The organism is Bordetella sp. 02P26C-1 (assembly GCF_009763255.1).
Taxonomy (GTDB): Bacteria; Pseudomonadota; Gammaproteobacteria; order Burkholderiales; family Burkholderiaceae_B; genus Bordetella_A.
Genome location: NZ_WSJB01000008.1, coordinates 1 through 26,500 on the forward strand (window position 1 = coordinate 1; position 26,500 = coordinate 26,500).

A 26,500-nucleotide genomic window follows, 5' to 3' on the forward strand; every position below is an offset into this window, starting at 1 on the left:
CATCTATCTGGATCTACAGGGCGATGGGACCATGAACCGGGGGGCGATCTCGACCACGGGGGACGTGGCCTATGGCCTGCTCGCGCAAAGCATCGGCGGAGGCGGCGGGCAGGGGGCCGACGGGTCAGCCAATACGGCCCAGTCCGGCAATTCCACGTCTAGTGTCACGCTGGGCGCGAGCGGCGCCACACCCAACGGGGGCTCCGGGGGTCAGATCACCACGGGCAATGGCAGCAGTGCCAGCGTGTTATCGGTAAACACCGCCGGATTCAATTCGCACGGTATCGTGCTGCAATCGATAGGCGGAGGAGGCGGCACCGCCAGTGTGGCCTCGCTAGACATTTCGGACGGTGGCGCTACGCCGAATTTCACCCTCACTCTGGGCGGCGGCGGCGGGGCCTACAACAGCGGCATCGCGTCACCCGTATCGAGCAGTTCTGGCGGGCCGATCGGCGTGGAAGCCTGGCTGAACGTGCATACCAGTGGCGAGCATGCATTCGGTCTGGTGGCACAGAGCATCGGCGGCGGCGGCGGCATCGTCGCCTCGGGCGCGGCAAGCAATGTCGCCCAGGTGGCCATCGGCGGCAGTCCCACGGGCCAGGGCCTGGCTGGCGACACGCTGAGCATCACGATCGGCAACTTCGGCAGTCAGGCCAATTCGCCTAATCCGGCCGTGATCGCGACGACCGGCACGGGCTCGCACGGCATCGTATTGCAATCCATAGGCGGTGGAGGCGGCATCGCCGGGTATACGGCAAACGGCGTTTTGACGCCCCAATGGAACGGCACGCCGCTCAAGGAACCGCGTGGCGGTGCGAGCACCGGCGGCGAAGTGGTACTGCAGTACACCGGCACGCTGAGTACCACCGGCGATGGCGCATTCGGCATCATCGCCCAATCGATCGCCGATGGCGGCGGGCTGGCCGGCGACAGCGTGGGCAGCTATGCGGGTTCGGCCTACGACCATACCGCAGCGGGCGCCGGGGGCAGCACGGCCGGCAACGTCTCGATCGGGCAAAATGGCAAACTCAGCGTGAGCGGCAACAACGCGTACGCGATCTTCGCTCAAAGCGACGGCAACATCAGCAACAACAATACCGTCAGCGTTCTCATCAACGGCGATGTGTCCGCGACGGCCCCGACGGGCGGCGGGGTATGGATCGACGGCACCGCGCAATCCAACACGGTCACCCTCTCGTCGGGCGCGTCGCTATCGGCGCCGACCGCCATCAACAACACGGCTTTGCAACCGGTGGTTTTCACCAATCACGGCAGCGTGCAAGGCAACCAGTATCTGAACGGACGCAACGGGCCGGGCACACTGGAAAATCATGGTCAGGTCCTCAACGCAGACACCATCGATGGCCGGGTCAACAATCACGGCCAATTTCTGGTGGGTCAGTCCCGAGGCGCGGCGCGCACCCATATCACTGGCGACTTCAATCAAACCCCAAACGGCCTGCTGCAAATTGGGGCCGACTTCGTCGATCAGACAGCCGACGTGCTGCGAGTCGATGGCCAGGCCACGCTCGGCGGCACGCTGAACATCCAGAGCAGCCGCCTGATGCCTGAACGGCCCGTGGTGTTCTTGGAGTCGACGTTGATCAATCCGGCCAGTACACCGCGCGGCGCATCGCCGCTGTTTGACTACAACACAACGTATGCCCCTGGCCACGCCACCGTGGCGATGGGCGCCTCGCATTTCGATACGCTGGCTCGCGAATATGGCGCCGGCAGCAATCTGCGCGAACTGGGCGATCACTTGCAGGACATCTGGGCGCGCGGCAGCGACGAGCGCTTGGCGGAACTCTATGCGGGGTTCGATCAGGCCGCCCGGCAGGGTGCCTCGAGCTTCAACGACGCTTTGGCGAACCTGGCACCCGGCATTTCCGCGGCACCCGCCGCGCTGAAACAGGCGGACATGGCACGCTTTGCCAGCTCCATGCAAAGCTGCCCTCAGTTCCAAAGCGCCGACCTGCGACTGAGTGAGTCGCCTTGCGTGTGGGGCAACATCGCAACCCGCAGCACCCATGTCGACGGCAGCCATGGCACGTCATCGTTCGATGCCAGCGGCGTGACCTATCAGCTTGGCGTACAGCAACAGCTTGCGTCAAAGTGGTTCGTGGGCGTGTCGGCGGCATACGAGAACGGCCATATCCGTGCCGACGACGGCCGCCAAAAGCTCAGCGGTCACACCGCCTACCTGGGGGCGACGCTAAAACATGAATCCGGCCCCTGGACGATAGCGGGCACGCTGACCGGCAGTTATGCCAGCTACGACAGCAGCCGACGCATCTCTTCGACCGCACACGGGGATCTCAGCGCGAAAAGCTCACCCGACGTGTTCTCGCTGGGGCAACGATTACGGGTGGCGTACACCCATGCGATGAACCAAGCCTATATCAAGCCCATGGTCGACGTGGATCTGATCTACACCCGAATGCCCTCGTATTCCGAGCAGGGCGCCGGCGCGTTGAATCTCCACTACGAATCCGCTGATAAATGGGCGGCGATACTGACTCCGGGCATCGAAATTGGCGGTCGCGTCGATCTGAACGGCAAACACGTGCTGCGACCGTATCTGCACGTCGGCCTGAGTTTGACCAGCACAGACCACTGGGACAGCTACGCCCGGCTCGAAGCCGCCCCGGACGGCAGCCGCGCGGCAAAGGCCACGCTGGAGTCAGGCCGCAGCTTCGGCCGAGTCACTGCCGGGATGCAGATATTCGGAGGCGAGGCGTTCGATGTGCGCCTGCAGTATGACGGGCTGTATTCAAGCCGTGTGCAAAGTCATGGAGGTTCATTGAAAGCGAGCTGGCGATATTAGAACGACAGCAAACGGCAGGTTCTGCAAGTCTGCTTTTAACCATCCACCGAAAAAACTTCCTTACGCCATTGTCTGATTGACGGCAGTGTCAAGCGCGCAGCACGCGTTTTCGATACGCCATCATTCTCAACGCTAAGGAACTATTAATGTCGCACATTGATCGCGCGCTTGCGATGTCGGCCTCCGGCACAACGGGAGTGCTTGATTTCTCGGACACGAACGCTGACGACCAGCATATTCATTCGCTTTTAATCGCCGCCATCAGCTCGGATGACTTGGAGACGTTCAAAACGCTGTTAGCCGATCCCGCTGTAAACATTGCCGGGCATCGCTTCGATGGCGATCAAAATTGTCTGCATCTGGCGATCAAAAGCGGTGCCAATTCCATCGCACTGTATCTGCTCACCGAACTATCTCGCGATTCCGTGAATCAGCTGCTAAGCAGCAGGGACGCAGACCGCCACACGCCTCTCATGTATGCTGTGCAGGTCAAAACCCCTGATTGGGTATTGATTCCCGCTTTGCTCGAAGCAGGGGTACAAGAGGGTCTGTCCGACGCATTACTACTCGCGGCAAAATCCGGTCGTCCCCGACTGGTCGGGACACTCATGACAGCCGGCGCGCGTGACGAAGACTTCAAAGCGCTCGAGCATGCCGCTAAAAACGGGTACACGGCCACAATCAAAGTGCTGGTTAAAACTGACGCCCTGCAGTTCACACATAAGGTGCTGATTAAGAAAAGTCTCGCGCAAGAAGTCCTTGCATGGATGAATACGGGCAAGTATGGCGACGCCCTCGCCAGCGCACTCATCCACGCCGTTTCGCATGGCCATGAAGACACGGCAAAGGTGCTGACTGACGCGCACAGCAGCCCCTCGGCCGCACTGGCAATGGTCCTAAGTCAGCTCGACATGGACGTTGCTGCGAGAGGCAAAGCGGTGACATATCTCTTGTCTCAGGGGGCGACAGCTTCCCAAGCGTTAGATTACTCGCTTAAGACCAAAACATTTTTTAGTTTGCCCACGCTAGTCTTGCTGGGATTGGACGATACAGCGCGGCTCTCGTGGGCATTGAACAACGACCCTCAGCAGTTGCAACATCTACTCCAGAGTGGTGCGAAGTACGACCCACTGCTAATAACACTAGCGAAAAAAAATGCGACCCATGCACTCGAAAAGTTTCGCCGCATGATATCGGCATTGCGTTTAGGACCCACGGAAGCGGGGATACTATATTTTGCTCGTCACAACAATCTCGCCGCTTTGGAAGCCTTGGCGCCTCTGGCGGGTCGCTTCAGATCTTGGCAAAGTTTGGCCGAGAGCGGCGCCGTAGACGCCATATCCGTTCTCCTTCGCCTGAAGTTGCTCGATGACGACGACGGTCTTCGGTCCTTCGTGCGCAACCTTCATCTAAGCGCCCTAAGAACAGCGATTCGCGCAGGTTGTAGGGCCGAAGGCATCCTACTTATAGTCTCTGCGGCCGATCGTTTTCCGCAAAAAAAGGAGTTTTTAGAGCTCTGCCGGAAGCGGATGAAACTGTTGCTCATCGCAGGGGCGAACGCTGCCCCTCTGTCCGACTCGCTCAGGGTACAGCTTGAGGAAGAAATCCACCTGCAGCGCCAACGCTACGCGAGCCTGTCAAACACCGAAAGACATGAGCAGCTATCCGAAGCGGCGTCGCAAGGACAAGTGTTGGACGTCGCGCTGCTGCTCGAACAGGAGACAGATCCCCTCGCAGTGATGAAAGGGATGTCAACAACGGAGCTGCATTCCAGCATATACCATTTGATCAGAGGGGGCATGGACCCGTTCGAGATGCTTATCCGGTGTTTGAAAGCAAATGACATCGAGTTCGCCGTGGCTCTTAAAACAGCAATAATGGCGCAAACCGAATTGTCGTCACACACCGCTGAGGATTTGACGACACGGTTGCTAATTCGAGCGCTGGACGATCCCGAGCTGTCCATCACAACGATAATTCCAGCCCTGTCTAGTGGTGCAGACGCGCTCGTCCATTTCGCCCTCAGCATGGATGAGGCTGCTGCCCGGAAACTCTTGACTGCAGGGGCGGACGGCCCTGGCGCGTTGTTCTGGCTCTTACGGCGTAGTTGCGTTGCGGCGGCGAGAAAATTATTGGCCTGGGGAGTAGATCGTCATCAGACACTTAGATTGACGTTCCAGCCAGATCTCGCCCCGGCCAATAACCTGGCTGAAATCCGAGAGCGGCTGCTTCTAGTTGGCGCGGACAGGTCCGTGGCCTTGTGGCAAGCATTGGAGCGATCGGATAAAGCGGCTGCAGTAGGCCTTGTCGAGGCAGACCCATCGGTAGGCAAGGAGGTGGCATTGCGCTTGCTGCGGGACAAAACGCTAACCGACGACATCAGGGATAGCCGGTTGCGTTTCCTGCACATGGCCGGTTTTGACGCCGATGAAGTGTTAGAGACCTTGGCCAGAAATAATGAGGATGCTGGCGCACTAAAGCGTCTTGTCGCTTCGGGGAAACATCCAACTCTCCTTGGCGCACCCCCGGGTGTCTAGATCTTGCGCCTTCATTGTCGCCGGGGAAATCCCGATCCTGGTCATACGTAGCGCTATGTGGATGAAGTTGCCAAAGCAACCCTACGCACCGAACAAGGGCACAGGCGTCAGGTTGGGGCATTCGAACCCCAACCGCATCATTCTGGTGACGACCGCGCCTTTCGTTGGTGCAGCGATAGGCCGCGCATACTGCTACAGCCGCCAGGCACGCGGGGGGTGATTGCTCTACAAAAAAAGTTAAGCCGAATCCAAAAATTTTAATGTTGTCAGGGTATCCCGCTTATCTCATCATCGTCCTCACTTACTGGAGGTTCGATCGTGAAGATAACACCCAATAGCACAGGGTTTGGCGCGGAAGTCACAGACTGCCCGGCCGGCTTAAAAGTGACGGACGATGAGCTGAGTCAGCTCGTGCGCGCCTGGACGGATCATTCGATTCTATGTTTCCGCGGCGTGGACATGACGCCTGCCGAACATATCGCGTTCAGCCGGCGTCTGGGCGAGTTGCATATCATGACGCCCCTGAAATTTAACCTGGATGGTTATCCCGAGGTGTTCGTCGTCTCGAACGCCAGCAAGGCCGATCCATCCAAGCCGGTTGCGGGCAATGCGGAAGGCGACGCCGGTCTGCGCCGCGCTGGCGAAGGCTTTCACACTGATGGCGAAGATAAAGCCATCCCCAATACCGGCTCTTTTCTCTACGCACGGCAGGTTCCGCCCGAGCGCGGCGACACGCTATTCGTCGATATGTATGCCGCGTACGAAGCATTGCCCGAGAGTATCAAGACACTCATCGCCGGACGGCGCGCGCGTTACAGCCGCATCGACTTACACGCTACCCACTATCCCTTGATGGCGCCGCTCACTGACGAAGAGAAACTCGCCCGTCCGGATGTCTACCATCCGTTGGCGCGCAAGCACCCGGTCAGCGGCCGCACCTCGCTCTACATCGGTCGCTGGGCCTGCGACGTAGAGGGGTTACCTGCCGAAGAAGGGCAGGCATTGGTCAAGTTCCTCCAGGACTTCGCCAAACAACCTCGGTTCATTTACACGCATAAATGGAACGTTGGCGACGCTGTGCTTTGGGATAATCGCTGCACCCAACACTGCGCGACCGGCTTCGACGACACGAAGTACGTCAGGACCATGCACAGAACCACGCTGGAGGGGGAACTCCCCATCATGGCACGGTCGAGCGCAGGCATATCGTCGGCGATGCTAAATGAATATTCGATTTCTTGAAACGGCACTTTGGCTGGCGAAGCTAAAGAGCATCAAAGCGACTGCGGAAAAGCTCTGCTTGACCCAGGCCGCTGTCTCCAGCCGAATCGCCAACCTCGAGCAGGATCTTGGCGCTTGCCTTTTCACTCGCGGAGGCGACGGCTTCGAACCGACCTCCGCGGGGCTCACGTTCCTGGAGCATGCCCAGCGCATTGTCAACGCTCACCAGTCGCTGCGCGCTTGCATGCTGGACTCGAGCAAACTGTCCGGCTCGTTGCGCATCGGCATGACGAGCACCTTGATCCCGACCATTCTTCCCGGGCTCGTGGACACGTTGCGTAGAGGCTACCCCGGCATCTCGATCAGTCTCAAAACCGAATTGACCGAAAAATTGCTGAAGGAACTGGAGATCGGGCGAGTCGATCTCGTGCTGGGCGCGGACAATGAAGCCGTGCATGAGCGTTTCGAATTGGTTCCGCTGTGTTCCTTCGCGATGATCTTCGTGGCCAGTCCGAAGTTGGGCATCGACTTGATCGACGCCATGCCAGAGGACCTCGCCAGATATCCCATCATCGGATATCCGCCCGGCACCCGATCGCAGGCCAGGCTCGACAGATACTTTGAAGGCTGCGGCATCCGGCCTCAGATCATTCATGTCTCTCAAGCCGTTCCGACCAATCTGCAGCTTGCCACCTCGGGAATCGGTGTGGCAGCGGTCCCGGAAGCCATCGTCCTGCGCGAGCTTGCGACGGGCGAACTCGTGCCGATCAAACTTAAACATCCCTTCGTTTCGGTGAACTACCAGGCCGTCTTCCTGCGCGATCAAGGCCAAGGCCTGGCCAGAGCAGTCGCCGCCCTGGCGCGCGATGTCGCGGCAACGTATTGCGAATCCGTCGACAAGCGGATCGCGTGGCAATAAAGAGAACCTCTAATGAAAATATCCGTAATCCAGATGAACTCCGTTTCCGACAAGGCGGCCAACCTCGCCCTGGCGGAGCGGCTGACGCGTGCCGCCGTCATGCAAGACGCGCCGGACATGGTCGTCTTTCCCGAACACTTTGATTGGGCAGGCGGCAGCGTAGCCGACAAGGTCGCGGCTGGCGAAGCGCACGCCGACGGTCCCGCCTATCGGCTATGCGCACGCATGGCCACTGAATACGGCATCTATGTGCATTCCGGCAGCTTCTATGAAAAAGTTCCCGGAGAAGACCGCGTGTACAACACCACCGTGGTCTTCGACCCGCATGGCAAAGAAATCGCGCGCTATCGCAAGATTCATATGTTCGACATCTTTACGCCCGACGGCCTTCGGTATGGAGAATCTGACGCCGTCGCGGCAGGCTCGGAAGTCAGCACGGTCGACGTAGGTGACTTCCGTCTGGGCCTTGCGATCTGCTATGACCTGCGGTTTCCGGAGCTATTCCAACGCCTGGCCGGCATGGGCGCCAATGTCATTGTTTTGCCTGCGGCATTCACGCTGCAAACCGGCAAGGATCACTGGGAAGTGCTATGCCGCGCTCGCGCCATCGAGACGCAGTCCTATGTCGTGGCCTGCGGCTCGCACGGCCCGTTCACCCAGAATGGCGAGACGCGATACACCTACGGCCACTCAATGATCGTCGATCCCTGGGGCCACGTGATTGCCAAATGCTCCGACGGCGACGGCTTCGTCACCGCGCGCCTGGACACCGGGCTGATCAATCAAGTTCGCAAACAAATTCCCTTAGCTAAACACAAGGTGCTGCAGTGAAAAAGTTCGATCTCAATCCTATGCCAGCCCCGCTGGACTCGAAATACGTCGACCTGCTTTCCGAAGTCGAAACCGCGACGGTCGGACACTTTCGTCACTGGGGCTTTATGGCCCCCGATATCAAGCCGATCAACCACTCGCGCAAGATCATCGGCACTGCGGTGACCTTGTCGCTGCCGGGACAAGACTCGACCTTGCTGCATCACGCCTTGAGTCTGCTACGTCCGGGGGACATTCTGGTCATCGATCGCCTCGGCGACCAGAAACACGCGTGCCTGGGCGGCGGAGTGGCGCTAGGCGCCGTGCTCGCCGGCGCACACGGTGCAATCATCGACGGCATGTGCACCGACCCATCCGAACTCGAAGCCTACAACTTCCCCGTATGGGCACGCGGCGTGTCGCCCATCACCACGCGCATCTACAACATCGGTGGCCAACTGAACAAACCAGTGGCCTGCGGCGGGGCGGTCGTCAACCCCGGCGACATCATCCTGGCAGATGAAAACGGCGTGCTCGTGCTGCCGCCCGATGAAGTCGCGGACGTGTCCAGAATGGCGCTGGAAAAACAAGCTCGCGGCAACTCGAACGGCGAACGGATGCGTGGCGGCGAGCGCCTCGGCGACCTGTCGGGCGCCAGCAAATACGTTTTAGAACAAGCTTAACAAGCACTCTTCAAGGGGAAAACGCATGAGACTATGCAAGCTTATTGCCTCCGGTATTGCCTCGGGTTATCTGGCTTTAATGGCTACCGTCGCGCACGCGGCATGGCCAGAACGGCCGGTCAAAATCGTAGTGCCATTCCCACCTGGGAACTCTTCCGATGTCTCAATGCGTTTGCTAGCCGAACTTCTGGCGCCCCGTTTAGGGCAGGCAGTCATTGTCGAGAACAAAGTCGGTGCAGGCGGCACGATCGGCACGGGTTTCGCCGCCAAACAGCCCGCGGACGGCTACACCTTGGCCATGGGATCGACAGGCCCTCTGTCGATCGGCCCGTGGCTGCGTCCAGATTCCATGACCTACGATCCGCTCAAAGATCTCGAGCCCATCGCCGCGGTAGCCTGGGCGCCGCAAGTCATGGTGGTGCGTACCGACGAACCCTACGACACGATCAACGGGCTAATCGAACAGACGAAAAAAAGCGGCAATCCCTTGACCTATGGGACCCCCGGAGTCGGCACGACGCCTCACCTGGTGATCTCGAAGTTCCTGCATGATGCCGGGATTCAGGGCCAACATATCCCCTACAAAGGAGGCATGCAAAGCCTGGCGGATCTCGTCGGTGGTCAGGTCAATTTCATGTCCGACAACGTACCGGTTTTCAGTGCGGCCCTGGACGGCAAGCGCGTCAAACCCATCGGAGTGACCTCTGCGCAACGCATTCCCACGCTGCCCGACGTGCCCACCCTCGCCGAACAAGGCTTGAAAGATTTCAGCATGCAAGGCTGGATCCTGCTCATGGCGCCTACCGGCGTGCCTGCCGACGTAAAAAAGCGCCTGGAAACGGAGGTCGCAGCGGTCATGCAGGATAAAAACATGCAGGGCCGTCTGTTGGGCTTCGGTCTGGTCCCGATGAACATGCCCCAATCGGAGATCCCGGCTTTCCTCAAAGACGAATCGCAAAAGTGGAAAGAGGTCGTCGATATTTCCGGCGCCAAAAACTAACGCATCTCGTCATGCGCCCGGTTGCAACGAGCAGCCGGGTTGCAGGCGCTTGAACCGGCACCGATGGCTCTTTTACACCGCGCTTTAATGCATTGACTATCCGGGGTTAGGCCGCTGAGTTCGATACGCCAGTGTCATAAGGCGGTGCCCGACGACAGAAATCGGACGCACGCAGCCATTGTTCAAACGCCGTAGGCGACAACGGCTTGGAGAACAAATAGCCTTGAACCACCGGATAGCCCTGTTCGCGTAAGGTCTCCAGTTGCACCGTGGTCTCGACTCCCTCCGCGATGACGGTCAGGCCGAGACTTTCGCCGATGCCCAGAATGGCGGCACTCAGGTTTCGCTCCGCCGCGTCATGGGCAAGGTCGGCCACGAATGACTGGTCCAGTTTGAGTTCACTGATGGGCAGACTGCGCAGATAACTGAGGCTGGAATAGCCCGAGCCGAAGTCGTCCAGAGACAATCTCACACCATACTCGTTCAAGGTCTCAATGGTCTTGAGGACGGCCGGATTGGCTTCCAACAGCAGGCTTTCGGTCAGTTCCAGGGTCAGACTCGATGGGGGCAACGCATTCAAGGAAAGCGTATCCGCAACCAAGGCGGGCAGGTGCAGGTTATGGAAATTAAGGGGAGACATGTTCACGGCGACAGTTGGAACCTCCAGCCCGGCCTCCCGCCATTGCCGCATCTGCGCACAGGCAGTTTTCATTGCCCAGTGTCCCAAGATGCCGATCAAGCCCGTTTCTTCGGCCAATGGAATGAAGCGTTCTGGGGATATGTCACCGAGCAAAGGGTGGCGCCACCGGGCCAAGGCTTCCACGCCATACAGACGGCCGGTCACGATGTCGACCTGAGGCTGGTAATGCAGATGTAATGTCCCGTCGTCCCCTACCAGAGCCTGCCGTAGCGCCTGTTCCAATCCCAGGCGCTCTTTGGCCAGCGAATTCATTTCCTTACTGAAAAAACTGAAGCGACCGCGACCGGCCTTTTTCGCCTGATACATGGCCATGTCGGCCCGATGTATCAGCGTCTCGATATCGTGACCATCCTGAGGATAGACGGCCACGCCGATGCTCGCGGAGACGTCAACCGCCGTGTCTTTCAGATGCAAGGGCTGCGTCAGGGTCGATTGCACGCGTTCGATCAACAGACCAATGTGCTCGCAATCCGTATGAGGCAGCACCATGACGAATTCGTCGCCCGATAGCCGTCCGGCAATACCTGCATGGCGCAGCAAACCTTTTATGCGGTCCGCTACGGCACATAACAACGCGTCTCCTCCCGAGTGCCCCAACGAATCGTTGACATGCTTGAAGCGGTCCAGATCGATAAACAGCACTGCGGCGCTTTGCGACTCGCTGTGCTGTTGCTGCAGCAACTGATCGGCGCTGGCCTGCAGCAGGCTGCGATTAGGCAAGCCCGTGAGCGCGTCATAGTAGGCCAAGTGACGGATACGCAAGCGGGTTTGTTCGCGCTCCATCGCCAATGCACACAGGTAGATACAAGCCTGCACAAGCTGTTGGTGAAACGCCGAGGCAACATGCGGCCCGCTCTCGCGGTAATAGAACGCGAACGTGCCCAGCACTTTGCTGTCTTTATTCATTATGGGCGTGGACCAGCATGACCGATAACCCAGCGGAAGGATCAAATGCTTGTAATCCGCCCAGAGTGGGTCGGTCGCGATATCCAAGACCAGCACCGGCTCTTTACGCCACGCGGCGGTCCCGCATGAACCAACACTTGGACCGATGACCACGCCATCGAGTTGCGAGGAATAGGAAAACGGCAAGCTGGGGCTGGCCAGTGGATGAAGCACGCCTTCATCATCGACCTGCAAAATACTGGCGCTGATTTCGGGCGCGATTTGTTCGACTTCCTCGCAAACCATCTCCAGCACTTCAATGAGCGGCAGATCGCGCGCCATGGCTTCGAGGACGCGGTTGTTTAATACCTCGTAAATCTTGGTTCGGGTGATATCCAGCAGCACCGATATGGTGTACAGCCATTCACCCTCCGGGTCCGTCACCGGGTTGCAAACCAGATTGCACCAGTGGCGGCGCCCCTCTTTGCTGATAATTAGCTCATCGACTTTAACGGAACGTCCCGCGAGCAGTGCCTTGCGGATGCTGGCAAAAAATTCTTCTGATGCCTGCCGGGCGAGCAACGTAGGGCCGTGTTGGCCACGAACCTCGTCCAGCGTCCATCCGAACATTCGGCTGAATCCGCTGTTGTGATAAACCACCAGCCCCTGAGCGTCGGTAATAAGAACTGCCGCATCAGTGGTATCCGCCATGGAGGACAACTGCCGCAGATGCTCTTGGCCGCTCGGAACCAGGTTGTCACTGTGGGGGGGGGGTCGAATGACATCGCTGATTCGATCGGAAGTCGGGTGTTACAGACTATAGCTGACCCGCAAAATAATTTCCGAATTGCCGTGCTCAGGAGCAGGGGGCCCGGACCGATTTCCTGCTATCTTTATCGCCAACTCTGTGGGTGAGGGATGGACAGCGACGTTTACGTCTGGTCGCGCCTGTTCGTACCGCGCCGTCCAGAGTCCTAGAACATGCACGCGCTGGATGTCTACGAGACATACCAGCCTATGAAAAAATTCATTCAAGGGAACAACCGATGTTACGCATGACGACCCAGGCCTTGGTATTGGCGTGTATTGCTACTCTGCATGGCTGCGCAACGCACGCGCCCACGACAAAGCCTATCGCAAGTCAAACCATTACTACTATCAATGGTGAACCCCTGCCGGGCCAAATGGCGCGGTTGGTGGGCTCCACGAAGATGCTCGACACGATAGATGTAAACGGCCAGCGCATAGTCGTTGAAAAGGGGGTGCGCAAAGCCGGCACGCGCGTGGCTATCCATGTACATGAATTCGGGGGCCACACCTGCGTTCTATCCGGTGAGATTACTGGGTTCATGGAAGGTCATGCCCCCCGCAAATGGCCCACCGGCTCCTGCTATTACATGCCGCCCAATGTGCCGATGGCGGCAGCGAATCTGGGGACTGAGGACGCGCTGCTGATAGACACTTTCATCCTGCCTCCCGGCAAACCCACCATCACCATTCTGGAGCCGGGGTTTCCGGATCGTTAAGAGCCCCGGGCATATGACCTCGCTAGAATAAAAGCTCAGAAATCAAGTCCGACTGCCTAAGGTGTCACATTGATGGAAATTAATCTGCCGGATGTCATAGCCGAGGTTCGCGAGCAATTCGAGCGCTATGAACGAGCGTTAACGAGTAATGATGTCGCGGTGCTCGACGAATTGTTCTGGAACAGTCCCCACACCCTGCGCTACGGGGCCGGCGAGAATCTATACGGCTATGACCAGATCAAGGCGTTTCGCGCGGCCCGTCCCTCAAAGGGCCTCGACCGCGAGGTGATGAAAAGCGTCATCACAACATACGGCAGAGATTTCGCTACCTGCAATATGGAATTCAAACGCGCGGGGGTCCCTGGGACAGGACGGCAGAGTCAGACTTGGGTGCGCACACCCGACGGGTGGCGGGTGTGCGCCGCGCATGTCAGTCAGATGGCCTGACCTTTGCCCTCCCGTCTACGAGCACGCCACAAACCGAACAGCGCCAGCAAACCGGGACCGATAATCAAGCACCAGATAATGATGCTGAGATGTTCTTTGACCCATGGCAGGTTGCCAAAGAAATAGCCCAACAAGGTCAAACCGACCACCCATAGCAAAGCGCCAGTCACGTTGTAGAAAGTAAACTTGCTGCGCGACATCTCGGAGATTCCGGCTACAAAGGGCGCGAAGGTACGGATGAAAGGCATAAAGCGGGCGATCAGGATAGTGATGCCACCGTAACGTTCGTAGTACGCATGCGCTTGGTTAAACGCAGTCTTGCTGAAAAAGCGCGATTCTTCCCAACGGAATACTTTCGGTCCGAAGTAGCGCCCGAGACTGTAGTTCACCTGGTCACCCGCAATGGCAGCCACCAGCAACAGCGCCATGGCGACGGGTAACTCCAAAAGACCCGCGCCGGCGAGTGTACCGACCACAAAAAGCAGCGAATCGCCGGGCAGAAAGGGCATCACCACCAAGCCCGTTTCCACGAACACGATTAAAAACAGCAAGGCGTACACCCAGGCACCGTAGTTGGCGATCAAGGCTTGCAGGTGTTGATCGACGTGCAGGATAAAGTCCACCAGGGTCCATATATATTCCAACCCAGACTCCCAAAATCGCAAAAGCCTAGGATAGCGGATTCAGAAGACTTCTAGCGGTCACGGCGCGTAGACTTCAGGATCAACGATAAAAAGGTGGCTTAAGCTAATGACGCGGCGACAGTTATTCCTCGAAAAAGACGGAATCTGTCGCTTCACTCCACCAAATCGTCATAGCTTGAATCTTTCTTTTAAACTGCTCGGCCTGTAGTGGTATTGTCGTTATTCTAATAATCCGCCCCGGACAGGGTATCGGTTGGATTGAAGGAAGATTTGCATGTGTACTCGAGTACTTTGGGGAGACGCCAATGGTGCGGTGCTTGTGGGCCGCAACATGGATTATCACCGTGACCTTGCAACGAACCTATGGAAACTGCCGCGCGGTATTAAGCGCGATGACGGCGTGAACGGTGCCCTGAGCTGGACGGCACGTTATGGCAGTGTCGCCATTACCGCCTTGGACATGATGACCGTCGATGGCCTCAACGAGGCAGGTTTATCCGGTCATATTCTGTGGTTGGCCGAATCGGTCTATGGCGAGTATGACGCTTCGCGCCCCGTCCTCAGCCAGGCCATTTGGCTGCAATATTTTCTTGATAACTATGCGAACGTCGCGGAAGCCGTAGCTTGGGTAAAAGAAAACCACACGCAAGTTTTCCAACTCGTCGATCCCGCCAGTGGGGAAGTACCGGCTATACATCTGGCGCTCGACGATGCCAGTGGCGACTCTGCGATTTTTGAGTACATCGACGGTGAGCTCAGGATTCATCATTCGCCTGACCATCAGGTAATGACCAACTCGCCACCCTACGATCAGCAACTTGAAATGCTGAAGCAGGTGCAAGGATTCGGTGGCACTTTGTCATTGCCGGGCAGCACGCTGGCTTCCGATAGATTTGCCCGAGCGGCTTATTACGTTAACCGCCTCGCCCGGCCCAAATCCCAAGTTGAGGCTATTGCCGCGATGTTTAGCGTGATGCGCAACGTGGCGCAGCCGTTCAGAGTGCCCGATCCTGGCAAACCCGATGCTTCGCAGACCATCTGGCAATCCGTGGCCGACCTAACCCGACGTCGTTTGGTATTCGAGTCTACGACCCGCCCGAACATCATCTGGGTGGATCTGGATGGTCTGAATTTCGCTGCAGACTCGGGCGAAAGCAAGATTGATCTGGGAAGCCAGCTGGCTGTTGAAGGCGGCTTGGCCGGCGATGTCACCGACAAGTTCACCCCCGCCAGCGGCCTGAAGTTTCTGGATCTGACCATGCTCAAGCAGCTCAAGGCCAGGGCTGCCGCGAAAGCCTGAGCACAGGACTTGTTGGTTGGTTAGCCGTCGCCATGGGTGACGGCCCTTACCTAAAACACGTCCATTAACGAGACGCTGGCGGCGAATCAGCTTCCGCCCCAAAGCGGCCTATCTGTTTTTCAGCACTCGGCGATTTACAGCAAGTACAAAGACTGAAAGCGCCAAAAGCGTGGCAATCACAATGCTGCTCACGGCAGTAAAGGACGATTCAAATGCATGCATTGCGCGGGCCAGCATCGCCTGCGATTCGTTGTGCTTCATGGCGTAGGCCAGCGCTTCGTCAAGACTACTTCCGGCCATAGCATCAATCCCGTTGTTGCGGACATCCGCCACATACACAGCGGTCATTAGTGAACCAAATACGGTCACACCGAATCCTCCCCCAAACTCGTAAGCAACCCCTTCGACCGACCCCGCCATTCCTGCACGTTCCTCAGAAACATTGCTCATTACCAGCGTGCTTGAGGCAGTAAGGCTGGAGCCTATCCCGATACCACAAAGCGCCAGGAACGCTATTGGGAAAACGGTGTTTGAATCTCCAAAGACTAGATAACCCACCATACCCATTGCACACATAGCCAGCCCCGCGGCTATGACACGCGGTGATCCTATCCGGCCAATCAGAGTCCCAGCTAACGGGCCTGCAATGAATGAGCCCAGAGAAATGGGAAGCACAAATGCGCCTGCCTCCAATGGAGTTTTACCTAAGACCAACTGCAGACGCTGGCTCAGTACTAACTCAAAGCCAATGAGCGTCATAGACGCAACAAGTGCGATCAAGATTCCTGTAGCTATCGGCGCAGCAGAAAGCAGTTTGAAATCAATCAAAGGCCGTTCCAGTTTCAGTTGGCGCCGAACAAAGATGGTCAGGGTAAAAACTCCTAAGACCAAAGTGCTGCAAGCTAACAGTGCATGGCTATCTGGCTTGGCAAATTCTTTAATGCCACACGCCAAAGCGATGATCCCGAGCATGCTTTGCCAGCAACTGCGGAAGTCGATGGGGATGCTGGGGTCACCTGCCTTATAAGGTACTAGAAACCAAGCCAGAACAGTACCAACCGCAATGATTGGGACATTGATGAGGAACACGGATCCCCACCAAAAATGTTCCAGCAAAGCGCCTCCTAGCAGTGGCCCTACAGCGGCTCCACCTGAAGCAACAGAAGCCCAAATACCTATGGCAAAAGCCAGTTCTTTTGGGTCCTGAAACGTGGTACGGACGATAGCAATCGTTGAGGGCATCATGGCCGCGCCGCCAACAGCAAGTAACGCGCGCGCTGCGATCAACACATTAGCACTTGGCGCAAAGGCAGCTATCAATGAAGCCAGCCCAAACATCAGCATGCCAAAGATAAATACGCGCCGATGCCCTAAGCGGTCACCCAGTGCACCCATTGCCGGCATCAGCCCAGCCATGACTAATGAATAAGCATTGAGAATCCACAGCTTTTCTGATGCGGTGGTGTGCAAAGCTTGGGCAAGACTTGGCAACGCGGTATAGAGAACCGTCATGTCGATGACGACTAGAAACAAGGCGGTTGACACCACTGCGAGTGTCAACCAGCGAGCTTGTGACTTCATGAGAAAAACCTTGGAGAATATATACAAACTCAAACTACTTAAACGAAAAAAGGGCCATCGCAAAAGCGCCCCCCTCAAACACTGCTGTCGTAACACCGGCCAACTTATCCTAAGAAACTTGGCCACCTCGAGCTCTTATAAGCTCGGCGTTCACGATGCAGCTGTCGACCCTTTGCAGCCGTTAGTGACGAGAAAGCTGTTCGACATCGTAAAAATGATTTAAGTCGTTTGTCGTTGCTAATCTGATTTTTGGCAATGAAACTCGCTCATACAAGTCGCCATACCTGCGGCGATTTCGAGGAGTAACCACGGCGATGTGATGAAGCATCTGCCATTTGACAGTGTCTCGCCCACCAGCGAGTCGGCCTCGCCTGTTCCGTTCGAACCAAGTACGACGCAAGTAGCGCCATAGGCTAGTCGATGTTGGTACGTCCAATAGAATAAAACCGGTTGCCCTGGACAGACGCTGGGCCAAAGTACTTGTGTAATTGCCGTCCATCACCCACTGCTCCTGCATTATCGCCTCGTCATGTAACTGACGGAATTCCTGTGCGGGCCGGGGAACCCAATCACTATAGGGGATGTGAAAAAGCTGGTCGAGATGAATGACGGGCAGACCGCGCTTGCGCGCAATCGCGTCCGCCAGGGTGGACTTGCCGCTGTTGGATGGCCCAAGAATGCAGATGCGAGGACCTAAATCATTCAATATTGGCATAGAGGGAAATTGTGGCACTGCGGAAGGCATTGAGTGTCCTCATCCGGCCGATAACCGCCTCTCAAACGTTGTCGTGCGACCACAGTAAAAAGGGCCATCGCAAAAACGACAGCCCTCAACACACTATTTACAGACAGTAGAAACCTCTTCCCGCAGTGCAAAGAGGGTTCACTTCGCAGATCCGCTCGGTGTAGGATCTGGCAGTAGCTTGTTTCTGTTAGTAAAGCGGGGGGATATGCAGAGTCGCGTGACAGGCAGGTTGGGGATTTTTTGGCGGATCACTGTATGGGTGGTGCTGGTTCTTCTGGGTTGTTATACGAGAGCCGGGCTGGCTGCTGGGGCAAGTTCACCAGGCACTGCGCATGCGTTGCTGGTGGGGGTGTCCGATTATCCCTTTCTAGACCCAGGCGCCCAGTTGTTGGGGCCGCGCAATGATGTCGCTTTGTGGCGCGATTACCTGACCCGGTCCAGACCCGATGTCTCTCTTACCGTCCTGGCTGATGGCGTCAAAGATGCCGGGCTGCCTACCAGACAGGCAATCATGCAGGAGCTTGAACGCATTGCCGGCGAGGCCCGCGATGGGGATTTTGTATTCCTGATGTTTGCCGGTCATGGTGCACAACAGCCTGCGTCCCAGGCATCCATACGAGATGAGCCGGATGGTCTCGATGAGATTTTTTTACCACGCGATGCCAGAGGCTGGGATTCAGCACGGGCGGTGGTCGAAAATGCGATCGTGGACACCGAGTTCAAGCAAGCAATCGACAAGATTCGCGCCAAGAAGGCGTTTGTCTGGGCAGTATTTGACACCTGTCACTCGGCAACCATGACCCGTGCGGTCAGGCCATCAGCCGTGCGATACCGCCAGGTTTCGGCGCAGCAACTCGGTATACCGCCTGACGTGATGCAAGCAGCCCGCGCACGATCCGTCGGCTCAGTGGCTGACCGTTCTGGTCAGCGATCCGAGGGCCAGCCACAACCTGAACGCGCCGAACCTGTCGGCGATCTGGTGGCCTTTTACGCAGCGCAGAGCCATCAGGAAACGCCTGAATTCGCCCTTCCGCCGGGCGCCCCCGATGCGCGTGAACATGGCGTCTTCAGCTATACATTGCTGCAGGTGCTTGAGCAAGCGCCAAATGCTTCTTATACCGAATTGATCGAACGTGTCATGCAGCGTTTTCAGGCTACTGCCGGGGCGACGGCCGTGCCAATGATCGAAGGCACAGCGTTATCTGCTCGAGTGTGGGGAGGTCAGCAGAATCAGGCGACAGCGTGGCGCGTCAACCGTAAAGGCGGTCATATGACCCTGTCCGCAGGCCTCATGCATGACCAGACGCCGGGTTCGACATTGAAGCTGTATCAAACGCCAGGAGCCCAGGACGAAGACGTGCTGGCGACCGTTGTCGTCAGTCAGGCCAGAGCGGTTGATGCCGACGTCAAATTGCTGCAAACCGACGGCCACGCGGTCGAGGTCAACCGTTTGCCAGAGATCATGTACGCACGTGCGTGGCAGACGCAAGTCGACTGGCGGCTCAAAGTGGCCTTGCAGCACGGTGGCAACAGCGGGTGCGAGCCTGCAACTCCCGCGCTTGAATCTGCCTTGAACAAACTCCGTCAACAAGACGCTCTGGCTAAAAGAGTGCAGTGGCTGACTTCTGAATCCGCTGGAGTGGATCTATGGCTGTGCTTGCGCGCAGATCGTCTGGAGCTACTGGATGCAGACGCAACGGTGGATGTTCCTGCACCTGCGATCGCCTTGCAGTCATCAGACGCAGATAAGGTTGCAGATACGATCGCAGATGCCTTGCTCAAGGCGTCCCGTGTACTCAGTGTGCTCCGAGTGGCTCAAGCAACGGGCATGGGCAAGGCGCTTGATGTCAAAGCCTGGGTACGGCGGCCCCAGCCCGGCGAGCCTGCTTGCGATGAGCTCACGCAACCTGCGCCGCGGCAGGGCAGCCAAGCCTACGAGCCGGGTTCTCAGATGGAGCTTCACGAGGGCGACTGCCTGAGCCTCATTGTTCACAATACCAGCACGTCCGCCGTGGATCTGACGATCATGCTGGTGCATTCTGGTTTCGGAATGACTGCGCTCTGGCCTGATTCGCCGCAGATGTTCAATCCCAGAATCGAGGCCGGTGCGAAGGTGGCAATTGGCGAGTACGAAGCTTTGTCCGACAGCCTTGGGCGCGAAAGACTGCTGGTGCTCGGCTTGCCCGTAGTACAGCCATCCCAGCCCATCAGTCTGGCGTTTCTGGCACAGGACAACCTTGATACTTCGGTGCGAACGCGAGGCCAGCAAGACCCGTTTACGGCGCTCATGATGGATGCAGGTTTTGGGAATGTGGCGACTCGCAGTCTCAGACCGGCCCGGCAAGGCGGGCAGCCTATGTCGGCGCAGGTGTTCAGCTTCCGGGTTCAGCCCAGGTAACAGCGGAAAAGGAACTGAGCAATGATGGTCGCCAAGTTGTTCAGCATGGTCTGTATCTTGATGGGCCTATGGGTCAGTTTGCCAGTCAAGGCAAGCGACATCGTGGTCCAGACAGCTGAGCAGTCAGGAGGGTTAGGCGGTGCAAGTGCGATGGCAGTCGCTGCCGATGCAGTGACTGTGGCCATTGGTGACGCCAGCGGAAACGTCAGTTTCTGGGACCTGTCGCGACGTCAGCGCCTGGGTCAGATTGCTGCAGTGCGAGGCGAACCCAATGGGGTGCAGGAACTGCAATGGGTCGCAGGGCGATCCAGCATACTGGTGGTCTCAGCTCAAAAATTCGCAATCTGGAACCGGGTCTCCGGTCAGCCTGTGTTTGAGCAATCGCGTGCAATCCTCTTCGGTCAAGAAGGGCTGGTAGATCTGGCCGCAAGCAGCAATAGCCACTGGATTGCCATGAGCTCTTGGTCAGAGGCGGCTTTGCTTGATACCGCGTCTGAACAGGAGAACCGACTCAAGGCGATACCTCGAGGGGCAGGGGCACGGCTTGCACTCGATGATCAGGGTCAGTTCCTTGCTGTGTTTGGCCACGATGGGTTACGCATGCTGGCACTTCCCAAGCTCGACACCCTGTGGGAGGTGCCCGATACCCCTCCGTTCGAGCCGGGTCAGTTGCGATTCTCACCCGATCAAAAATCGCTGCTTGTGATGTCTGGCCGCACCCGTTCAGCGCCGTCGTCTTTGTTCTCTGTGCGGTCGGGGAAACGCACGATCCTTCCCGAGAACATACGGCAGTGGCAGTTTCTCGAGGATGGACGTCTGCTGGGCCTCGATGAAAATGGTTGCTGGCACATATGGTCCGAGGAAAACGGATTAACCCCGTCTAGCGCAGCCTGTCGCTACGATGCATCGCCAAAGTTTGCGGTGCTCAAAGACGGCGCGGTACTTGCTGCGCGCAGGATCTTTGATGTTGAAACCGGTGCGGTGATCGGCGAGTTGCCGGTCAATCCGAGGCAGTATGAGCTTGCAGAGATCGATGAAGCCAAGGGAGAGGTGATCATCGCAGTCTCACCGGCCCTAACAGACCCTGACCTGATGGCTTGGCGAGACCGTGCGCCCGCCAGACGGTATCTCGGACAAGGCCTGTATCGATGGGATCTCGCAACCGGGCAGCAAACGCCGCTGCCCTATGACCAGTGGCTGGCATGGATAGGGCAACGCTGGCCATCGTGGTGCGAACCGGCTCACGATCCGTCTGTGAGCTATCGCTGGCTTTCCGAGGAAGGGGAGTTGTGGCTTGGACTGACCGATAGAATCGTGCGCTGCGCGAACGGCAAAGTGCAGACCGCTGTACAAGGATTAAGTGCGCCTGTGAACTGGTTGCGCGCAAGAAGCCCTGCGGATAGTTCCGGGTCGAGTGACGCATCAACGCCGGCGCTTTTGTTCACCAGCGACGCTGAAGGTGCCTTGTCCATTTACAGTCTTCCCGACGGACAGCAACTGCAAAGGCTGCGCGCCAACCCTCAGTCTCATTCTCTAGGAGCGGGTTCCGGCCCCGCCGCCTGGTCAAGCATGTTGCTCGATGTGACCTTCACGGATGCAGATTCGCTTTGGTTTGTCAGGCGTGACGGCGTGCTCGATGCGACCGGGCAAAGTGTGTTTGAGGGCTGGATAGAGAGTCATGATCGGTTAGGCAATGATCTGGTGCTGGGGACGGACCAAGGCATTGTTGTCATTGACCTACAGACGCGCAAGGTGCGACAGACGCTAGAGACGAATGGTGTGGCACCGGTTGCGATCAGGCAGAGAGACAAGCGCATTTATGCAATGATGCCGGACTCAGCGTTGCGTATTTACGATCGCGCCACCGGCGACTGGATTGTCAGCGCTTACCGTATCGGAGAGCACGGCAGCGCATTGATCGCACCAGATGGTCTGTACGCGGCGTCACGCACTGCAGTAAGTGCGCTGACGCGCGTGGATGCAACTGGGCTGCAAGAGTTCTCAGGATTCGATCTGGAGCGCAACCGTCCGGATCAGGTTCTGGCCCGACTCGGGTATGCCTCTGCCGCCTATCTGGATGCCATGTCTAAGCTCCATGAGCAGCGGGTGCGTCGCCTGGCGCTGCAGGGTACTGTCAACGTAGAGGGAGAACCCCTCGCCTGGGCCCGGCAGCTTTCGCTGCAAACACAGAGTCCGGCTTACACACTGTCGATAAAAGTCCCACAGGATGGTCGTCTGCATGTCGCGTTGTCGGGTGTCTCTGTGACGCCACGCGAGGGCTTGCAGGTCAGCGCTGGAAACGTCGAGGTTCCCGTGACCCTGGTGCCGGGAGACAACCGCGTCACGGTGACCTTGGAGACCTCCACAGCGGTAAGCTCGTCTCCACTGGCGGCTTTCGTGCATCTATCACAGCCCGATCAGACACCGACGACTTATCTTTTGGGCGTTGGGGTCTCAACCTATCTGCAGTCGCAGTACGACCTGCGTTATGCGGCCAAAGATATCCGGGACGTCGCCAACTTCTTCGAGAAAACACTTGGGCATACCCTTAAAACACATCTGTTGATTGACGCTGCGGCAACTCAGGACAATGTTTTACAAGCAAGCAGGTTTTTAGCGCAGGCTCGCCCGACCGATCGGGTGATTCTATATTTCGCGGGCCATGGTTTGTTGTCCGCTAGCGGGCAGTATTACTTTGCGCCTACGGATATGGATTTTTCCGATCCCGAACGCAAGGGCTTGAGTTTCGCGCAGATAGAAGGTCTGCTCGATGCGACACCGGCCCGAGCGCGCCTGTTAATGCTCGACAGCTGCCACGCCGGCCAGAATGATGAGGCTAAAGTCGGACTCGAACCGCAGCCGCAAGTCCTGGTGGCGAGTCAGTCGTCACCGGATCAGGTAAGTGCGCGTGGGCTGCGGCGTGTCAGCACAGTCCCGCCAAGTGCGCCCGATCTTCGCCGACCATTACTGGAAGATGTTTTTGTTGATCTGCAGATGGGTAGTGGTGCTCACATCATTGCCGCGGCGGGTGCAGAAGAATTTGCTCTGGAGTCGCCCCAGTGGTCCAACGGCGTGTTTACGGCAGCCGTCCTGGAAGGGTTGGGGTCGCGTGCCGCTGATACGGATCTGGATCGGCGTATTCATGTGGACGAGTTGCGCCAGTATGTCGCCAACCGCGTCGCCGAGTTGACGCAAGGACGTCAGTTGCCCACAGCGCGAGCAGTTAATCACGAAATGCCCATCGTTCTTGCTCAGGCCAGTGATCCCAGCCCAGGGGTCGACGCGATTGCCGATGTACGGGTTCGCGACGGGTTCGGCAGCGCCCTGGCGTACGATCCGACAGGACGTTTTCTCGTGATTGCGGATGGCCAGTCCATCATTCGCCTGGATCTTCAGAATGGGCAGCGGCAAGTATTACCCCTTTCCTTGTCGCGGGTCGACTCGGTCGTGATCGGGCCCGAGGCGCGTTACGCCGTCACCTCGGGGCTGGTTTCTTCGGACAGGAAGCGCCACTGGATCGACTTTGAGAGGTTTTCTGTCGCCCCGTTTGACGAGATCGGGATTGCATCGACACTATCTCGCCCCGAATTGACGGCGGCTTTTACCGGCGACGGGCAATGGTTTGTCATTGAGGGGGGCTTTCCCGAACGCGGACTACTGGTGATTCCGAGCTCGGATCCGCGACAGTGGCGCCGCGAGGATATAAAACTTCAGGGATTCGTCGATGCGATTGCAGGTTTGGCGCAATCGCAGGTGCGCCTGGTCGATGAGTATGGAGAGGTCGTGGAGTTGAACGTTGCCTCCGGACAGATACTAAATCGCTGGAAGCTTTCCACACCGCACGGCGAACAGGCTCAGTTTGACGTCATGGCAAAGGTGGCTCTGGGGACCAATGGGCGCTACTTCAGCCGGACATATCAAGTCGGGCCTGCTGATTCAAACTCGAAACGCCTGCTGGGTGTATGGGATCTTGAGAAAAAGGCCTGGCTGTTTGATCGCCCTCTGGGCAAGAATAATGCCTTGATATCGTCGTCACAAGCGAAATCCGGGGAACTCGAGTCTTATCTGAATCCGGCTTTGCTCGCCATGCAGATCGCCGCAACACCGAGACTTGCCATGCTCGATGGTGCCAGTATTCGCATGGTCGATTTGCAAAACGCCCTTGATATCGACTGGGCTTATCGGGGTAATGTTCTGACGACGCTGCCTTGGGCGTTTGCGCCAGACGGGGAGCGTCTTGCCGCGCTCGATGGACAGGGGCAGCTCCTGTCCTGGAAGCTCATGCCAGTATCTGACGTCGGGCAGACGAGGCTGTCAACTCAGCTGCGTCAATAGTGTTACATGAAGAGGTGTTGTGGATTTATAGTACGGGCTCTGTTGCTGTGGCCGGTGTGACACTTTGCTGGCCGGCGAACGCGCAGGGTGTGTACCTTTGAGGATGAATTTTAGGGTCAACGATGAGAATCAAACGTTCAATCGTGGCAGCGCTGTTGCTGTGTGGTGGTCTGGCGTTGACAAATGCACAGGCTGCGCCGGATCTGTTGCTCGTCGGTGATGTCGAGACTGCGGTCGCTCAGAAGGATTTTGATCAGGCGATCGCCAGAATAACCAACGCGCTGGCAACCACCCCGCAACAAGACACCGAAGTGCGGCTCGACCTGTTGCAGCGTCTTGCCATGGTCTACGAAGTGGCAGAGCGATGGTCAGATGCGGCCCAGACGTGGGAGCAAGGTGCTGCAGTGCTGGCCAGGTGGAAAGGCGAGCGCGTTCCCGAACTTTCTCAATGGTACGAAGCCGCATCGAAGGCCTATGAACGGGCCGGTTTGACCCGCCAGGCTTTTGAACAAGGGCGTGCCGCATTTGCTGTTGACCAGGCCAATCTGGGGGCCGCTCATCCTGCGCTCGTGCCCGCACGTCAACGACTGTTGGCCCTGGCAACCGAGATCGGTGACTCTGAAGCTGTCGCGGCCTATCAGCCTCTGTCGCGGGGACGCGGTCGTCAGGCCAACGTCCCCACCGTACCCGTGCCCGCTATTGACCACATTAACGTCGATTACGGTGAGGTTAATCCCAATAATTTCGCGCGAGTGAAAGTGTTTTTTGGGACTGATAGAAATGTGACGGGATCGCGTAAACCCGATTCCTACTTTGGTGGAGAACGGGGCCAGTTCAACTGGGGGACGGTCGATGTCAGTGTGCCCCGCACGCACAAACCGGGTGCCGTGGAGCGCCCCTCGATAATGTCTTTTGAAGTCCACGAAAGCCCCGAGCGTCACATGGTGCTCATGAGCATGACCGTGCTCGACGGTCAAGAGGCATTGCAAGAAATGCGTCGCACGCTCGAGCAGCAAGGCTCCGATCAGGCTTTCGTTTTTGTGCACGGGTACAACGTATCATTCGCCGACGCAGCCCGACGTACCGCGCAGATTGCATACGATCTGAATTTTCCCGGACTGCCAATACTTTATTCGTGGCCGTCACGCGCCAGCACACTGGATTACATTGCCGACACGGCCGTCGTGCGACACAGCGGGCGGAACCTGTTGCGTTTTCTTGAGGAGATCGTGCAAAAGTCGGGCGCCAAACGCATACATCTAGTCGCCCATTCCATGGGCAACCGCGCTTTGACGGATGCCCTGGAGCTGTACGCTGTACGTCATGCCCAGGAATCAAAGCCCGCCTTTGATCAGATCATTTTCACGGCACCGGATGTGGATGCAGGACTGTTTTCGGAAATGGTGCAAACCATCAGGCCGATTGCTAAGCGCCTGACCCTGTACGCATCAGATCAGGATCTGGCGCTTTCGGTGTCACGCAAACTGCACGGCAGCCGGCCCAGAGCGGGGCAGGCGGGCGATGATATTCTCGTGATGAACGCGATCGATACCGTCGATATGACAGCGCTTGGAGATGATGTCCTGGGTCATTCCTATTTTGCGAATGATGCTTCGGCGCTTTCTGATCTTCTGAGTCTGTTTACAGTGGCTCAAGGTCCCGAGAGTCGTTGTGGTCTGGTACCTCGAGCTTCAAATCGAGGCGAACACTGGCAGTTCGATCCAGCACGCTGCAATGGCTCGGTTTGGCTCTCGGCGATGTCGCTCTGGCATGCGCGTGGACCACAAGCACTGGATTACGCAAAGCAAATGGCGCTTGATGCACAGGCGAGCAGCGTGACACAAGCGCAACAAGAGTGGCAACAGATCACGCAAGCCCTCGAGCAATTGATCGAGTCAGCAGGGCCTCGTCGATAGGATTGGGGCTGTCCGTCATGTCAAGC

Annotated in this window: 17 protein-coding genes; 13 read left to right on the plus strand and 4 right to left on the minus strand. The window is 57.6% G+C overall.

The window, feature by feature from the left end:
• The 7 genes from GOQ28_RS05370 to GOQ28_RS05400 all read left to right on the plus strand — a co-directional run.
• Positions 1 to 2,827 (plus strand): autotransporter outer membrane beta-barrel domain-containing protein (locus tag GOQ28_RS05370; RefSeq protein ID WP_160355730.1); only part of this gene is annotated, 2,827 nt, incomplete at its 5' end.
• Between the two features lie 146 nt (positions 2,828 to 2,973).
• Positions 2,974 to 5,364, plus strand: coding sequence for an ankyrin repeat domain-containing protein (locus GOQ28_RS05375; RefSeq protein ID WP_160355731.1), 2,391 nt, complete (start codon positions 2,974 to 2,976; stop codon positions 5,362 to 5,364).
• Positions 5,365 to 5,682: 318 nt separating this feature from the next.
• Positions 5,683 to 6,606 (plus strand): TauD/TfdA family dioxygenase, encoded by a 924-nt coding sequence (locus GOQ28_RS05380; protein WP_160351132.1) that lies wholly within the window; start codon positions 5,683 to 5,685, stop codon positions 6,604 to 6,606.
• The gene (locus GOQ28_RS05385; protein WP_160351133.1) at positions 6,587 to 7,504 is read left to right on the plus strand and encodes a LysR family transcriptional regulator; all 918 of its coding nucleotides are present in this window, start codon (positions 6,587 to 6,589) and stop codon (positions 7,502 to 7,504) included. The genes GOQ28_RS05380 and GOQ28_RS05385 overlap by 20 nt, the downstream gene beginning before the upstream one ends.
• Positions 7,505 to 7,516: 12 nt before the next feature.
• Positions 7,517 to 8,335 (plus strand): carbon-nitrogen hydrolase family protein, encoded by an 819-nt coding sequence (locus GOQ28_RS05390; protein ID WP_006220099.1) that lies wholly within the window; start codon positions 7,517 to 7,519, stop codon positions 8,333 to 8,335.
• The gene (locus tag GOQ28_RS05395) at positions 8,332 to 8,997 is read left to right on the plus strand and encodes an RraA family protein (RefSeq protein WP_336603743.1); all 666 of its coding nucleotides are present in this window, start codon (positions 8,332 to 8,334) and stop codon (positions 8,995 to 8,997) included. Before GOQ28_RS05390 ends, GOQ28_RS05395 begins: the two co-directional genes overlap by 4 nt.
• Positions 8,998 to 9,022: 25 nt before the next feature.
• On the plus strand, positions 9,023 to 9,997 hold the full coding sequence (locus GOQ28_RS05400; protein WP_160355732.1) for a Bug family tripartite tricarboxylate transporter substrate binding protein: 975 nt from the start codon (positions 9,023 to 9,025) through the stop codon (positions 9,995 to 9,997).
• Positions 9,998 to 10,103: 106 nt separating this feature from the next.
• On the opposite strand, the gene GOQ28_RS05405 is transcribed toward GOQ28_RS05400, so the two are convergent.
• Entirely contained in the window at positions 10,104 to 12,374 is a 2,271-nt protein-coding gene (locus tag GOQ28_RS05405; RefSeq protein ID WP_442862081.1) for a bifunctional diguanylate cyclase/phosphodiesterase, read from the minus strand.
• Positions 12,375 to 12,637: 263 nt separating this feature from the next.
• On the opposite strand from GOQ28_RS05405, the gene GOQ28_RS05410 reads away from it, so the two are divergent.
• Together GOQ28_RS05410 and hpxZ are read left to right on the plus strand one after the other, a co-directional pair.
• Positions 12,638 to 13,108, plus strand: coding sequence for a cupin domain-containing protein (locus tag GOQ28_RS05410; RefSeq protein WP_160351135.1), 471 nt, complete (start codon positions 12,638 to 12,640; stop codon positions 13,106 to 13,108).
• Positions 13,109 to 13,180: 72 nt separating this feature from the next.
• Complete coding sequence (gene hpxZ / locus GOQ28_RS05415; RefSeq protein ID WP_160355734.1) at positions 13,181 to 13,555, plus strand: oxalurate catabolism protein HpxZ; 375 nt, start codon at positions 13,181 to 13,183, stop codon at positions 13,553 to 13,555.
• On the opposite strand, the gene GOQ28_RS05420 is transcribed toward hpxZ, so the two are convergent.
• Positions 13,543 to 14,199, minus strand: coding sequence for a DedA family protein (locus tag GOQ28_RS05420; protein WP_160355735.1), 657 nt, complete (start codon positions 14,197 to 14,199; stop codon positions 13,543 to 13,545). The genes hpxZ and GOQ28_RS05420 overlap by 13 nt on opposite strands.
• Before the next feature lie 274 nt (positions 14,200 to 14,473).
• On the opposite strand from GOQ28_RS05420, the gene GOQ28_RS05425 reads away from it, so the two are divergent.
• Complete coding sequence (locus GOQ28_RS05425; protein ID WP_160355736.1) at positions 14,474 to 15,499, plus strand: linear amide C-N hydrolase; 1,026 nt, start codon at positions 14,474 to 14,476, stop codon at positions 15,497 to 15,499.
• A 108-nt stretch (positions 15,500 to 15,607) separates the two neighbouring features.
• Here GOQ28_RS05425 and GOQ28_RS05430 read toward each other — a convergent pair whose 3' ends face one another.
• Positions 15,608 to 17,080, minus strand: coding sequence for an MFS transporter (locus GOQ28_RS05430; protein WP_160355737.1), 1,473 nt, complete (start codon positions 17,078 to 17,080; stop codon positions 15,608 to 15,610).
• A 181-nt stretch (positions 17,081 to 17,261) separates the two neighbouring features.
• Positions 17,262 to 17,825 carry an AAA family ATPase gene (locus GOQ28_RS05435; RefSeq protein WP_236844243.1) on the minus strand — a complete coding sequence of 188 codons (564 nt, stop codon included), beginning with the start codon at positions 17,823 to 17,825 and terminating at the stop codon, positions 17,262 to 17,264.
• Between the two features lie 205 nt (positions 17,826 to 18,030).
• On the opposite strand from GOQ28_RS05435, the gene GOQ28_RS05440 reads away from it, so the two are divergent.
• The 3 genes from GOQ28_RS05440 to GOQ28_RS05450 all read left to right on the plus strand — a co-directional run bounded on the left by GOQ28_RS05440 (position 18,031) and on the right by GOQ28_RS05450 (position 26,474).
• Positions 18,031 to 20,223 carry a caspase family protein gene (locus GOQ28_RS05440; protein ID WP_160355738.1) on the plus strand — a complete coding sequence of 731 codons (2,193 nt, stop codon included), beginning with the start codon at positions 18,031 to 18,033 and terminating at the stop codon, positions 20,221 to 20,223.
• Between the two features lie 21 nt (positions 20,224 to 20,244).
• A complete protein-coding gene (locus GOQ28_RS05445; RefSeq protein WP_160355739.1) occupies positions 20,245 to 24,558 on the plus strand; it encodes a caspase family protein in 4,314 nt (1,437 codons plus the stop codon).
• A 122-nt stretch (positions 24,559 to 24,680) separates the two neighbouring features.
• On the plus strand, positions 24,681 to 26,474 hold the full coding sequence (locus tag GOQ28_RS05450; RefSeq protein WP_160355740.1) for an alpha/beta fold hydrolase: 1,794 nt from the start codon (positions 24,681 to 24,683) through the stop codon (positions 26,472 to 26,474).
• The last annotated feature ends 26 nt before the right edge of the window (positions 26,475 to 26,500 follow it).

Excerpts from the sequence above, each read along its gene's own strand:
- GOQ28_RS05375 (WP_160355731.1), top strand. The coding sequence starts at position 2,974 with ATGTCGCACATTGATCGCGCGCTTGCGATGTCGGCCTCCGGCACAACG.
- GOQ28_RS05385 (WP_160351133.1), top strand. The coding sequence starts at position 6,587 with ATGAATATTCGATTTCTTGAAACGGCACTTTGGCTGGCGAAGCTAAAG.
- GOQ28_RS05390 (WP_006220099.1), top strand. The coding sequence starts at position 7,517 with ATGAAAATATCCGTAATCCAGATGAACTCCGTTTCCGACAAGGCGGCC.
- GOQ28_RS05400 (WP_160355732.1), top strand. The coding sequence starts at position 9,023 with ATGAGACTATGCAAGCTTATTGCCTCCGGTATTGCCTCGGGTTATCTG.
- GOQ28_RS05410 (WP_160351135.1), top strand. The coding sequence starts at position 12,638 with ATGACGACCCAGGCCTTGGTATTGGCGTGTATTGCTACTCTGCATGGC.
- hpxZ (WP_160355734.1), top strand. The coding sequence starts at position 13,181 with ATGGAAATTAATCTGCCGGATGTCATAGCCGAGGTTCGCGAGCAATTC.
- GOQ28_RS05425 (WP_160355736.1), top strand. The coding sequence starts at position 14,474 with ATGTGTACTCGAGTACTTTGGGGAGACGCCAATGGTGCGGTGCTTGTG.
- GOQ28_RS05430 (WP_160355737.1), bottom strand. The coding sequence starts at position 17,080 with ATGAAGTCACAAGCTCGCTGGTTGACACTCGCAGTGGTGTCAACCGCC.
- GOQ28_RS05435 (WP_236844243.1), bottom strand. The coding sequence starts at position 17,825 with ATGCCTTCCGCAGTGCCACAATTTCCCTCTATGCCAATATTGAATGAT.
- GOQ28_RS05440 (WP_160355738.1), top strand. The coding sequence starts at position 18,031 with ATGCAGAGTCGCGTGACAGGCAGGTTGGGGATTTTTTGGCGGATCACT.
- GOQ28_RS05445 (WP_160355739.1), top strand. The coding sequence starts at position 20,245 with ATGATGGTCGCCAAGTTGTTCAGCATGGTCTGTATCTTGATGGGCCTA.
- GOQ28_RS05450 (WP_160355740.1), top strand. The coding sequence starts at position 24,681 with ATGAGAATCAAACGTTCAATCGTGGCAGCGCTGTTGCTGTGTGGTGGT.